Source organism: Pseudomonas sp. H1_D05 (genome assembly GCF_054682705.1).
The window spans coordinates 4,958,690-4,971,212 of record NZ_CP162825.1 but is presented as its reverse complement, the minus strand read 5'-3'; the positions used below and the strand labels follow the sequence as shown (position 1 = coordinate 4,971,212).

Below are 12,523 nucleotides of genomic sequence, written 5' to 3'. Positions count from 1 at the left end.
CACGATGCCGTTACGGTCTACTGAAACCTGGCCCCACGGCGCGATCATGCTGGACGCCGAACACACGCAATTTGCGCTATGGGCGCCGGATGCGTTTTACGTGAGTGTCGAACTTGAAAATGGCCAGTCGCTGCCGATGCTGCCTCAGGCAGACGGCTGGTTTGTGATCAAGGCCCGCTGTCCGGCGGGCACCCGCTACCGCTACAACATCGACGGCGAACTGGAGGTGCCCGACCCGGCCTCCCGAGCCCAGGATGGCGACCTCGACCGCCACAGCGTGGTGGTCGATCCTCTGGCTTATCAATGGCGACACACGGCCTGGCACGGTCGGCCATGGAGCGAAGCGGTGATCTACGAGTTGCACGTCGGTGCGCTCGGTGGTTTCGCGGAAGTCGAACAACATCTGGCGCGCCTTGCAGGCCTGGGCATCACCGCCATCGAACTGATGCCGCTGGCGCAGTTCCCTGGCGAACGCAATTGGGGCTACGACGGTGTTTTGCCCTACGCCCCGCAAGCCTCCTACGGCACGCCGGAACAACTCAAACACCTGATCGACAGCGCCCACAGCCACGGTCTGGCGGTAATTCTCGACGTGGTCTACAACCACTTCGGCCCGGACGGCAATTACCTGCACCGTTACGCCAAAGGCTTCTTTCGCGAAGACAAGCACACGCCGTGGGGCGCGGCGATCGATTTTCGTCGCAGCGAAGTGCGCGAGTTCTTCATCGAAAACGCGCTGATGTGGCTGCTCGAATACCGTTTCGACGGCCTGCGCCTCGACGCCGTGCATGCCATTGAGGATCCGGATTTTCTCAGCGAAATGGCCCGACGCATCCGCGCGCAGATCGACCCCAGTCGGCATGTCTGGCTGACCGTGGAAAACGAACTCAACCAGTCGAGCCTGCTGGAATACGACTACGACGCGCAGTGGAACGACGACGGCCATAACGCCCTGCACGTCCTGCTCACTGGCGAAACCGATGCGTATTACGCCGACTACGCCGCACAACCCACCGAACAATTGGTGCGCTGCCTCAGTCAGGGTTTTGTTTTCCAGGGCCACATCACCCGCCATGGCGAACCACGCGGCGAACCCAGCGAACACCTGCCCTCCACGGCGTTCGTGCTGTTCCTGCAAAACCACGATCAGATCGGCAACCGTGCGTTCGGCGAGCGCCTGCATCACCTGGCCGATCCGCGTGCCGTGCAGGCAGCGACCGTGTTGTTACTGCTGTCGCCGATGATTCCGCTGATGTTCATGGGCGATGAGTTCGCCGCCGAGCAGCCGTTCCTGTTTTTCACCAGTCACCACGGTGAACTGGCCAAGTTGGTGCGTGAGGGCCGCCGCAATGAATTCGCCGCGTTCAGTGCCTTCACCGATCCGCACAAACGCGAGCAGATTCCCGACCCGAACGCCGAAAAAACCTTCCACGCCTCACAGCCGAGGTTGATCGGCAATGGCAGCGCGAAACAGCAGGAAACCCTCGCGCTGTACCAGAAGCTGCTGCAATTTCGCCATCAATACATCATCCCGCATCTGTCCGGCACGCAAGCGCTCGGCGCCCATATGCTCGGTTATGGCGCGGTCAGTGCGCGCTGGCGTCTGGGCAATGGCAGCGAGCTGCGAATTGACCTGAACCTCAGCGACACGCCAGTGGTCAACCCTCCACAGACCGAGGCCGTGTGGTTGTTTCAACAGCCATCCAGCGTCGATCTATCGGAATCGGGCGAACTGCCCGCGTATTGCGCGCTTGTCAGCCTCACGGCCGCAACCCCTTTGCAACCTCTGGATGGAGAGCGCCTATGAGCGATGCGCAACTGGAAATACTTGCAAGCCGCGCCGGCCTTGCCGTCGACTGGATCGACGCCAACGGCCGCCCGCAAAAAGTCGCCCCGGCGGTGCTGCGCAATGTTCTGATCGGACTCGGCCACCCCGCCAGCACCGCGCAGGAAATCGACGCCAGCCTGCTGGAACTGCAAGCTGCCCAACAAGACCGCCACTTGCCGCCGCTACTCACTAGCGATGTCGGCGTCGGCCTCGATCTGGGTCGGTATTTCGCCCCGCAAACCCCGTGCGAAATCCACCTTGAAGACGGCTCGCGGCTGAACCTGAAACTCGATTCTGAAGCAGTACTGCCGGGACTGATTCCGGTCGGCTATCAACAGGTGCACATCGGCGATCAATATTTCACCTTGGCCGTGGCCCCGGAGCGCTGCTTCAGTGTCGGCGATGCGGTGGATAATCCGATTCCTCGCGTTTGGGGTCTGAGTGCGCAACTGTATTCGCTGCGCCGCCCCGGCGATGGCGGTTTCGGTGACACCCAAGCGTTGGAGGATCTGGTCCGCGTGGCGGGTGAACGCGGCGCCGATGCGCTGGCAATCAGCCCATTGCACGCGATGTTCAGCGCCGATACCGGGCGCTACAGCCCTTATTCGCCGTCCAGTCGTCTGTTCCTCAATCCCCTGTACGCCGCCCCCGGCGCGATTCTTGGTGAGCGCGCTTTGCGCGATGCGATCGACGCGACCGGCCTGGCCGAGCAGTTTGCGCAACTGGAAGACCTGACCCTGATCGACTGGCCAAGCGCCGCCGACGCCAAGCAAAAACTACTGCAAGCCTTGTATGAAGGTTTCGTCGCCGGTGACCACCCGCTGCACCCGGACTTCGCCAGTTTCCGCCATGCCGGTGGTGAAGCACTGGAAAACCATTGCCGCTTCGAAGCCATTCAGGAAATGCGCGCCGCCCGTGGTGAAAACCTCGACTGGCGACAATGGCCGGAACACTGGCACGACCCACGCGGCGCAGCGCTCGAAGCGTTTGCCGAAGAATATGCCGAACGCATCGGCTACTTCGCTTTTTGCCAATGGCTGATCCACCGTTGCCTGGAGCGCGCGCAAACCGCTGCACGCAGCGCCGGCATGGGCATTGGCCTGATCGCCGATCTGGCGGTGGGTGCCGACGGCGCCGGTAGCCAGGCCTGGAGTTTCCAGGATGAGTTGCTCGCCTCCCTGACCGTGGGTGCGCCGCCGGATATTCTCAATCGCTCGGGCCAGGGCTGGGGCATTTCCGCATTCTCGCCGGAAGGCCTGATTCGCAATGGTTTCCGTGCCTTCATCGACATGCTGCGTGCCAACTTCGCCCACGCCGGTGGTTTGCGCATCGACCATGTCATGGGCCTGCAACGCTTGTGGGTGATCCCCAACGGCGCGGCGCCGGCCGATGGCGCGTACCTGTATTACCCGGTCGATGACTTGCTGCGATTGCTGACCCTCGAATCCCATCGTCACCAGGCCATCGTCCTCGGTGAAGACCTCGGCACGGTGCCCGATGGCCTGCGTGAAAAGCTCATCGCCCGCTCCATGCTCGGCATGCGCGTGCTGCTGTTCGAGCAGGACAACACCTTTTTCAAACCGATTCTCGACTGGCCGGACAACGCCTTGGCGACCACCAGCACCCACGACCTGCCAACGCTCAACGGCTGGTGGCATGGTCGTGATATCGACTGGAACGCGCGCTTGGGCTTTGTCGATGCCAACGGTGAAATCGAATGGCGGCATCACCGCCAGCGTGAGCGCGAAGGCCTGCGCAACGCGTTGAGCCAGGACCCGCAAAACTTTCGCGAGGAATCCCACGAGGCCGATCAAGTGGTCGATGCCGCCGTACGCTTCCTTGGCCACACCCGCGCGCCGTTGGTGCTGTTGCCGCTGGAAGATGCGCTGGGCATCAATGAACAGGCGAATCTGCCCGGCACCATCGACACCCATCCGAACTGGTCACGGCGCTTGCCCGGCACCAGTGAGGCGCTGCTCGATGGCGCGGATGCGGCGCGACGTCTGGAATTACTCGCCTGCGCAAGGCTTCAGGCTGCCGAGCGTGACCAATGAACCAAGCGCTCATCCAGCCCCTGCGCGCGACCTTGCGCCTGCAATTTCATAAAGGTTTCACCCTCGAACACGCGGTGCCATTGGTGCCGTACTTCGCCCGCCTCGGCATCAGCCATATTTATGCCTCGCCACTGCTCGCAGCGCGGGCCGGTTCGATGCACGGCTACGACGTGGTCGACCCGACCCAGGTCAACCCGGAACTTGGCGGCGAGCCGGCATTACGGCGCTTGGTCAGCACATTGCGCGAACACAACATGGGCCTGATCCTCGACATCGTCTCCAACCACATGGCGGTCGGTGGCAGCGACAACCCGTGGTGGCTTGATCTGCTGGAATGGGGGCGGCTGAGTCCTTATGGCGAGTTCTTCGACATTCAATGGCATTCGCCGGATCCACTGATGGAAGGCCAGTTGCTGCTGCCGTTCCTCGGCAGCGATTACGGCGTGGCCCTGCAGGAAGGCACGCTGAAACTGCACTTCAATGCGCAGACCGGCAGTTTCCATGTCGAGCACTATGACCATCACTTCCCGGTGTGCCCGAATGATTACCCTGAGCTGCTGAAATCCTCGGATGCGCTGAAGCCGTTGGCCGATCGCTTCGGCGCCCTCAGCTATCAGACCGATGCTCATTCACTGGCGATTCCGCTCAAAGAAGAATTGCGCCAACTGGCGAGTGATCCGTCAATTGCCGAGGCCATCGAAAACAACCTGAAGCATTACGATTCGACCAGCGAAGAAGGCTTCCACAAACTGCATGAGTTGCTCGAACGTCAAAGCTATCGCCTGGCGAGTTGGCGCACGGCGGCTGACGACATCAACTGGCGGCGCTTTTTCGACATCAACGAACTCGGCGGGCTGCGTGTCGAGCGCCCGGCAGTGTTCGAAGCCACCCACGGCAAGATCTTCCAGTTGATTGCCGAAGGGCTGGTCGATGGTTTGCGCATCGACCACATCGACGGCCTCGCCGACCCGCGCGGCTACTGCCGCAAACTGCGCCGCCGGGTTGATCTGCTGGCGCCGGGCAGACATTTGCCGATCTACGTCGAGAAGATCCTCGGCGCCGGCGAAACCCTGCACCGCGACTGGGCGGTGGATGGCACCACCGGTTATGAATTCATGAATCAGCTGTCGCTGCTGCAACACGACCCGGATGGCGAACACATGCTCGGCGACCTCTGGCAACGGCGTAGCGAACGCCCGGCCGCGTTCATCGAGGAAGCGCAACTGGCGCGTCAGCAGATCCTCAACGGCTCGCTCGCCAGCGATTGCGAAAGCGTCGCCCAGGCCCTGCTGCAAGTCGCCCGCGATGACCTGATGACCCGCGATCTGACCCTCGGGGCGATCCGCCGAGTGTTGCAAGCGTTGATCGTGCACTTCCCGGTGTATCGCACGTACATCAGCGCCATGGGCCGCTCCGCGCAGGATGAAAAGTTCTTCCAGCAGGCCATGGACGGTGCGCGACAGAGCCTCGGCGAAGGCGACTGGCCGGTGCTCGACTGCGTTGCCGCCTGGCTTGGCGGTACGCCGTGGCGGCGTAAACCGCGCGGGCGTTCGCGCAAGATTCTCAAGCATGCCTGCGTACGCTTTCAGCAACTGACCTCCCCGGCAGCGGCCAAAGCCGTGGAAGACACCGCGCTGTATCGCTCCGCCGTGCTGCTGTCGCGCAATGACGTCGGCTACAACACCGAACAGTTCAGCGCTCCGCTCAGCGACTTTCATGCGGTCAATCAACAACGGCTGAGTGAATTCCCCGACAACTTGCTGGCCACCGCGACCCACGATCACAAACGTGGTGAAGACACCCGCGCACGTCTGGCCGTACTCAGTGAGCGCAGCCATTGGTACGCCGAGCAGATCGAGCTGTGGCGCGCCCTCGCCCGCCCGGTGCGGGTGGATGATCAGATGCCATCGAGCGGCGATGAGCTGATTCTCTATCAAGCGTTGCTGGGCAGTTGGCCGCTGCAACTGCGTGACGACGACCAGGCGGGTTTCGCCGATTACGCCAAGCGCATCTGGCAATGGCAGCAGAAAGCCCTGCGTGAAGCCAAGCTGCAAAGCAGTTGGAGCGCACCGAGCGAAAGCTATGAAAACGCCGCGCAAGCGTTCACCGAAAAACTTCTCACCGGTGAGGAAGGTGAGTTGCTGCGCGCTGCGCTGAGCAAGACCGTCAACAGCATCGCCGCCGCCGGCGCGCTTAATGGCTTGGCGCAAACCTTGCTGCGCATGACCGTGCCGGGTGTACCGGATTTGTATCAGGGCAATGAGTTCTGGGACTTCAGCCTGGTCGATCCGGACAACCGCCGGCCGGTGGATTACGCCGCTCGCGAACACGCTTTGCAGGAGCCATTGCCACCTGTGGAGTTGCTGGCGAACTGGCGTGACGGGCGTATCAAGCAAGCCTTGATTGCCCAAGTGCTGGACCTGCGCGTGGAGTATGCCGAGCTGTTCCGCCGGGGCAGCTACCAGGCCCTGGAAGTGCTCGGCAGCCAGGCGCACAACGTGCTCGCGTTTGCCCGTGAGCACGCGGGCAAGCAGGCCATCGTGATCGTGCCGGTCCGTTGCGCGACCCTGCTGGAAAACGGTGCTGTACCTCAGGTCGATGCGCTGCGCTGGGGCGATACGCGAGTGGTTTTACCGTTCGCCGCCTCTGCGACAAACCTGAAGGGACTTTTTTCAAGCAGCGCAGTCACAAAAAACAGGGAGCTGAATATCAGCGACGCGCTGGGGGATGTCCCGGTCAATCTCTTTATCCAACACTTAACGTAAGCATGAGTTCAGTTCAGGAGCATTGCGATGAGTACCGACGATAAACGCATCCGCGAATTCGCCTATCAAATCTGGGAATCGGAAGGTAAGCCCGAGGGGCATGAAGAACGCCACTGGGAAATGGCGCGCAAGCTCGCCGAAGCGGAAGCGCTGGCACCGAAGAAACCGCCGAAAGCTGCCGGCAGTAAACCGGCTGGCAAGACAGCCGAGGCCAAGGCCCCGGCCGCCAAGCCGAAACCACCGGCCAAAGCCAAGCCGGCCAGCGCCGCTAAAGTGGTTCCCCCAGGCGAAAAGCCTGCCGAGAAAAAGCCTCGGGCGCCGAAGAAGCCTTCGGCGATCTGACGCTCTAACCGGATTATTGAACTGAATGAACGTGTGGCGGGTTCGCTCGCCACCGAGGGCTTACTCGCCCTGAAGAAATACACAAATCCCTTGTGGGAGCGAGCTTGCTCGCGAATGCGGTCTGCCATTCAACATTGAAGTCGACTGACATTGCGCTTTCGCGAGCAAGCTCGCTCCCACAGGGGATTGGTGTTAACCGAACCATCCCGATTTTTGCAGGAGCAATCATGACCCGTCCAAAGAATACCGAGCCCACCGCGCACGCCGAGCCGTCGAGAATCCGTGAAGGCCTGCCCTTCCCGCTCGGTGCGACCTGGGATGGTCTGGGGGTGAACTTTGCTCTGTTTTCCGCCAACGCCACCAAGGTCGAACTGTGCATCTTCGACGATGCCGGCGAAGTCGAACTCGAACGCATCGAACTGCCGGAATACACCGATGAGATCTACCACGGCTACCTGCCCGATGCGCACCCGGGGCTGATCTACGGCTACCGTGTCTACGGTCCGTATGACCCGGCCAACGGTCACCGCTTCAACCACAACAAATTACTCATCGACCCGTACGCCAAACAATTGGTCGGCCAACTGAAATGGTCGGAAGCGTTGTTCGGCTACACCATCGGCCACCCCGACGCCGACCTCAGTTTCGATGAACGCGACAGCGCGCCGTTTGTGCCCAAGTGCAAAGTCATCGACCCGGCGCACACCTGGGGCAATGACCATCGCGTCAGCGTGCCGTGGGACAAGACCATCATTTATGAAACCCACGTGCGCGGCATCAGCATGCGTCACCCGTCGGTACCGGAGAACGTACGCGGCACCTTTGCCGGGCTGATGGTCGACGACGTGCTCGAACACATTCGCAAGCTCGGCGTGTCCACCGTCGAATTGCTGCCGATTCATGCCTTCGTCAATGACCAGCATCTGCTGCACAAAGGCATGACCAATTACTGGGGTTACAACAGCATCGCGTTCTTCGCCCCGGACCCGCGCTACCTGGCCAGCGGCAAGATCGCCGAATTCAAGGAGATGGTCGCGCACCTGCACGAAGCCAACCTCGAAGTGATCCTCGACGTGGTCTATAACCACACCGCCGAGGGCAACGAACAAGGCCCGACCCTGTCGATGCGCGGCATCGACAACGCCTCGTATTACCGCTTGATGCCCGACGACAAGCGCTACTACATCAACGATTCCGGCACCGGCAACACCCTCGACCTGAGCCACCCGTGCGTGCTGCAAATGGTCACCGACTCGCTGCGTTACTGGGCCAGCGAGATGCACGTCGACGGTTTCCGCTTCGACCTGGCGACGATTCTCGGCCGCTACCACGATGGTTTCGACGAGCGTCACAGCTTCCTTGTCGCCTGTCGCCAGGACCCGGTGCTGCGTCAGGTGAAGATGATCGCAGAACCGTGGGACTGCGGCCCCGGCGGCTATCAAGTGGGCAACTTCCCGCCGGGTTGGGTCGAGTGGAATGACAAATTCCGCGACACCGTGCGCGCGTTCTGGAAAGGCGACGACGGCCAGGTTGCCGACTTTGCCAGCCGCATGACCGCTTCCGGCGAGATGTTCAACCAGCGCGGGCGGCGTCCGTACTCCTCGGTGAACTTTATCACCGCCCACGACGGTTTCACCCTCAACGATCTGGTCTCGTACAACGACAAGCACAACGAAGCCAACGACGAAAACAACCAGGACGGCAGCAACAACAACCTGTCGTGGAACCATGGCGTCGAAGGCCCGACCGACGATCCTGAAATCAATGCCCTGCGCCATCGGCAGATGCGCAATTTCTTCGCCACCCTGCTGCTCGCCCAAGGCACGCCGATGATCGTCGCCGGTGATGAGTTCGCCCGCACTCAGGACGGCAACAACAACGCCTATTGCCAGGACAGCGAGATCGGTTGGGTCAACTGGGACCTGAGCGAGGACGGCAAGGCATTGCTGAAATTCGTCAAGCGCCTGATCAAGCTGCGCCTGGCCTATCCGATCCTGCGTCGCGGCCGTTTCCTGGTTGGCGAATACAACGAGGACATCGGCGTCAAGGACATCACCTGGCTGGCGCCGGATGCCACCGAGATGACCACCGAGCATTGGCACGATGCGCACAACCGCTGCCTGGGCATGTTGCTCGACGGCCGCGCGCAGGAAACCGGGATTCGCCGCAAAGGTGCGGATGCGACCTTGCTGCTGGTGGTCAACGCCCATCATGACATCGTCAATTTCACCTTGCCGGAGGTACCGGAAGGCAGTTTCTGGACCTGCATGATCGACACCAATCAGCCGTCGATCCGTGGTCAGGAACGCTTCGATTTCGGCCACGAATACTCGGTCACCGGGCGCTCGCTGCTGCTGTTCGAACTGCAACGTGACGAAGAAGACTGATATGGATCTGCACCGTTATCTGAGCCGACGACCAACGGATTATCCGCACACCGCAGCCCTCGGCGGGTGCCTGCGGGCGCTGGTCGAGGCCGGGCTGGATCGTCTGCCGTTACCGGGCAGTGGCCGCACGCTGGAGCGCTTTCAGCAGTTGGCGGAAGTCGGCGGGCATGACCTGGGTCTGTGCAAACTGTTCGAAGGTCACACCGACGCGCTGGCGATCATTGAACAACTCGGCGGCTCACCTACGCCGGGCAGCACTTGGGGCATGTGGGCAGCGGAGCCACCGCAAGCACGAGTCAAAGCCAGCCCGGCCGGGCACATGGTCGCGCTGCATGGACGCAAGGCATGGTGCTCCGGCGCCGCCGTGCTCAGCCACGCCTTGCTCACCGCCTGGGATGGCGACGATCAGCAGCAACTGGTCGCCGTCGCCCTCGACCAACCGGGCGTCACCGTCACCGAGCAAGGCTGGCAAGCGGTGGGCATGGCGGCTACTGGCAGCGTCGAGGTGCTGTTCGACGGTGCCGAAGCGCAGGCCATTGGCAATCCCGGCGACTATCTGCAACGCCCGGGTTTCTGGCAGGGCGGGATCGGTATTGCCGCGTGCTGGTACGGCGCCGCACGGCAAATTGCCGAAGTATTGCGCACCCAGTGTGGGCAACGTCCGGAACCGCACGCGTTGGCGCATCTCGGCGCGGTCGACAGCGCTTTGCAGGCCGCTGCCGATGTACTGCGTTTCAGCGCCTTGCACATCGATGCGCATCCCGAGGACAACGCCGAATTGCTCGCCCGGCGTGCCCGCGCGGTGGTCGAGCAGTCGGCTGAACAGGTCATGCGTGAAGTCGGCCGCGCCCTCGGTGCCGGGCCGTTTTGCAAAGATCGCCACTTTGCCCGGCTCAGCGCTGATCTGCCGGTGTTTCTGCGCCAGAGCCATGCCGAACGGGATCTGGCCGCGCTCGGGCAATTGGTGGCCGGGCAATCCGTGGAGGCATGGGCCTTATGAAAACCAATCCGATTGTCGGTCAGGGCACAAGCCTGCACCAATGGCAGGCTTCGCGGCATCTGGCGGAACTGGATAGCATCGACATCCTCAGTCTAGTGCCACCGGGCGCGCGGGCGGTGATTGTCGCGCCGCACCCGGACGACGAAGTGCTCGGTTGCGGCGGTTTGCTGCAATTGCTTGCCGAGGCCGGTCGGCCTTTGCAACTGATGTCGGTCACCGACGGCAGCGCCAGTCATCCCGGTTCCAGTCGCTGGCCGGTGGAACGTCTGAGCGTGGTGCGCCCACAGGAATCCGCCGAAGCGCTGCGCCGACTCGGTCTGCCGATGCATCGCGTGAAGTGGCTGCGCGGTGGCTTCACTGACACTCAGGTCGCGGCGCAGGAAGCGCAGTTGGTCGAGTTCATCGAGCGTCATCTGCGCCCCGACGACGTGCTCTTTACCACGTGGAGCGAGGACGGACATTGCGACCACGAGGCCGTCGGCCGCGCCAGTGCCGAGGCTGCCCGTCGCGTCGGTGCGACTTGCCATGAACTGCCGGTGTGGACCTGGCACTGGGCAACTCCGGAAGACGCCTTCGTACCGTGGCAACGCGCACGCAAGATTCTTCTGACGCCGGCGCAAGTCGCGCGCAAACGCCTCGCGGTGCACGCTTTCGCCAGTCAACTGGAAGGCGATCCTGACGCCGGACTCGGTCCGGTACTGGCGCCCTATGTGCTCGATCGCCTGCTGCAACCTTTCGAAGTGGTGTTTCTATGAGTGTCGAAGATCGCTATTTCGACGGATTGTTTGCCGGCAACGATGACCCATGGGCGTTCCGTGAGCGCTGGTATGAGCAGCGCAAACGCGCGATCACCCTCGCCGCCCTGCCGCGTCCGCACTACCGGGCAATCTTCGAACCGGGTTGCGCCAACGGCGAGTTGAGCGCCGAACTGGCCGCGCGTTGCGATCGATTGTTGTGCTGTGACACGGCCAGTGCGGCAGTGACTCTGGCGCGCACGCGGTTGAGCGTGTTCGACCACGCCGAAGTGCGGCAAAAGCGTCTTCCGGGCGACTGGCCGGAGGAAAAATTCGACCTGATCGTATTTAGCGAGATCGGCTACTACCTGGATAGTCAGGATCTGACAGAAGTGATCCGTCGGGCCAGTGATTGCCTGACTGCCGACGGCCAGTTCCTCGCCTGTCACTGGCGTCCGCCCATTGAAGGCTGCCCGCTGAATGCGCGGCAGGTTCACGACCTGATTCACGAAAAACTGCATCTGCCCCGTCTGGTCTTGCATCAGGAAGCGGACTTCATCCTTGAGGTGTGGAGCCGCGAACCGCGCTCGGTGGCGGCACTGGAGGGCTTGCGATGATCGGCATTCTGATCCCGGCGCACAATGAGGAAGACCTGCTCGACGACTGCCTGAGCGCCGCAGTGCGCGCCAGCCGCCACGGTTTGCTGGCCGGTGAAAAGGTTGAGGTGTTGGTGGTGCTCGACAGTTGCACCGACCGCTCGGCGCAGATCGTCAGTCGCTATCCGGTGCTGAGCCTGCACATCGACGCACGCAATGTTGGCCAGGCCCGGGCGGCCGGCGCGCAGCTATTGCTGGAGCGCGGCGCGCGCTGGATCTCTTGCTCGGACGCCGACAGCCGCGTGGCCGACGACTGGCTGGTGGCGCAACTGGGGTTGGGCGCGGACGCGGTATGCGGTACCGTCACGGTCGAACGCTGGCACGAGTCGTTCGATGAGGCGGCGCAAATCCGCTATCACCGGGATTACCGTGCCTGCGATGGTCACCGGCATATCCACGGTGCCAATCTGGGCATCAGCGCCGACGCCTATCGTTGGGCTGGAGGCTTTAAACCGCTGGCCTGCGACGAAGATGTGCAGTTGGTGCGGGAACTGGAACGGGACGGTGCCAACATCGCCTGGAGTCATCGCCCGCAAGTGCTGACCAGCGCGCGCTTCGACAGCCGTGCGCGCGGTGGCTTTGGTGACTATCTGCGACACCTGGCACAGATGGAGCAAAAAAAAGCGGATCAGATTGATCTGTGACGCGACGAACTTCGCTTCATGAGCAATACTCTGCTGCGCGGCAATCCAGGGTTCGGAGCGTCGCTGGGCAATCAACCAGCCTTCACGGGTCGGCGGCGTCTGGCAATCACCGC

9 protein-coding genes are annotated in these 12,523 nt (G+C 62.2%); all 9 read left to right on the top strand.

Annotated features, from left to right (window positions below; translation table 11 throughout):
• Window positions 1-4: 4 nt before the first annotated feature.
• The 9 genes from treZ to AB4O11_RS22410 all read left to right on the top strand — a co-directional run bounded on the left by treZ (window position 5) and on the right by AB4O11_RS22410 (window position 12,410).
• Window positions 5-1,807 (top strand): malto-oligosyltrehalose trehalohydrolase, encoded by a 1,803-nt coding sequence (gene treZ / locus AB4O11_RS22450; protein ID WP_460128602.1) that lies wholly within the window; start codon window positions 5-7, stop codon window positions 1,805-1,807.
• Window positions 1,804-3,882 carry a 4-alpha-glucanotransferase gene (gene malQ / locus AB4O11_RS22445; protein WP_194934965.1) on the top strand — a complete coding sequence of 693 codons (2,079 nt, stop codon included), beginning with the start codon at window positions 1,804-1,806 and terminating at the stop codon, window positions 3,880-3,882. Before treZ ends, malQ begins: the two co-directional genes overlap by 4 nt.
• Window positions 3,879-6,647 (top strand): malto-oligosyltrehalose synthase, encoded by a 2,769-nt coding sequence (locus tag AB4O11_RS22440; protein ID WP_460128600.1) that lies wholly within the window; start codon window positions 3,879-3,881, stop codon window positions 6,645-6,647. Before malQ ends, AB4O11_RS22440 begins: the two co-directional genes overlap by 4 nt.
• 27 nt (window positions 6,648-6,674) lie before the next feature.
• Window positions 6,675-6,989, top strand: a complete 315-nt coding sequence (locus AB4O11_RS22435; RefSeq protein WP_093432930.1) for a DUF2934 domain-containing protein — start codon at window positions 6,675-6,677, stop codon at window positions 6,987-6,989.
• A gap of 227 nt (window positions 6,990-7,216) precedes the next feature.
• Window positions 7,217-9,376: a glycogen debranching protein GlgX gene (gene glgX, locus AB4O11_RS22430; RefSeq protein WP_186624737.1), complete on the top strand. Its 2,160-nt coding sequence runs from the start codon at window positions 7,217-7,219 to the stop codon at window positions 9,374-9,376.
• 1 nt (window position 9,377) lies between these two features.
• Window positions 9,378-10,376 carry an acyl-CoA dehydrogenase family protein gene (locus tag AB4O11_RS22425; protein WP_093432936.1) on the top strand — a complete coding sequence of 333 codons (999 nt, stop codon included), beginning with the start codon at window positions 9,378-9,380 and terminating at the stop codon, window positions 10,374-10,376.
• Entirely contained in the window at window positions 10,373-11,131 is a 759-nt protein-coding gene (locus tag AB4O11_RS22420; RefSeq protein ID WP_460128598.1) for a PIG-L deacetylase family protein, read from the top strand. The genes AB4O11_RS22425 and AB4O11_RS22420 overlap by 4 nt, the downstream gene beginning before the upstream one ends.
• A complete protein-coding gene (locus AB4O11_RS22415; RefSeq protein ID WP_099759048.1) occupies window positions 11,128-11,727 on the top strand; it encodes an SAM-dependent methyltransferase in 600 nt (199 codons plus the stop codon). Before AB4O11_RS22420 ends, AB4O11_RS22415 begins: the two co-directional genes overlap by 4 nt.
• Window positions 11,724-12,410, top strand: a complete 687-nt coding sequence (locus AB4O11_RS22410) for a glycosyltransferase family 2 protein (protein WP_093432945.1) — start codon at window positions 11,724-11,726, stop codon at window positions 12,408-12,410. Before AB4O11_RS22415 ends, AB4O11_RS22410 begins: the two co-directional genes overlap by 4 nt.
• Window positions 12,411-12,523 lie beyond the last annotated feature (113 nt).

Excerpts from the sequence above, each read along its gene's own strand:
- AB4O11_RS22420 (WP_460128598.1), top strand. The coding sequence starts at position 10,373 with ATGAAAACCAATCCGATTGTCGGTCAGGGCACAAGCCTGCACCAATGG.
- AB4O11_RS22410 (WP_093432945.1), top strand. The coding sequence starts at position 11,724 with ATGATCGGCATTCTGATCCCGGCGCACAATGAGGAAGACCTGCTCGAC.
- malQ (WP_194934965.1), top strand. The coding sequence starts at position 1,804 with ATGAGCGATGCGCAACTGGAAATACTTGCAAGCCGCGCCGGCCTTGCC.
- treZ (WP_460128602.1), top strand. The coding sequence starts at position 5 with ATGCCGTTACGGTCTACTGAAACCTGGCCCCACGGCGCGATCATGCTG.
- AB4O11_RS22425 (WP_093432936.1), top strand. The coding sequence starts at position 9,378 with ATGGATCTGCACCGTTATCTGAGCCGACGACCAACGGATTATCCGCAC.
- glgX (WP_186624737.1), top strand. The coding sequence starts at position 7,217 with ATGACCCGTCCAAAGAATACCGAGCCCACCGCGCACGCCGAGCCGTCG.
- AB4O11_RS22415 (WP_099759048.1), top strand. The coding sequence starts at position 11,128 with ATGAGTGTCGAAGATCGCTATTTCGACGGATTGTTTGCCGGCAACGAT.
- AB4O11_RS22435 (WP_093432930.1), top strand. The coding sequence starts at position 6,675 with ATGAGTACCGACGATAAACGCATCCGCGAATTCGCCTATCAAATCTGG.
- AB4O11_RS22440 (WP_460128600.1), top strand. The coding sequence starts at position 3,879 with ATGAACCAAGCGCTCATCCAGCCCCTGCGCGCGACCTTGCGCCTGCAA.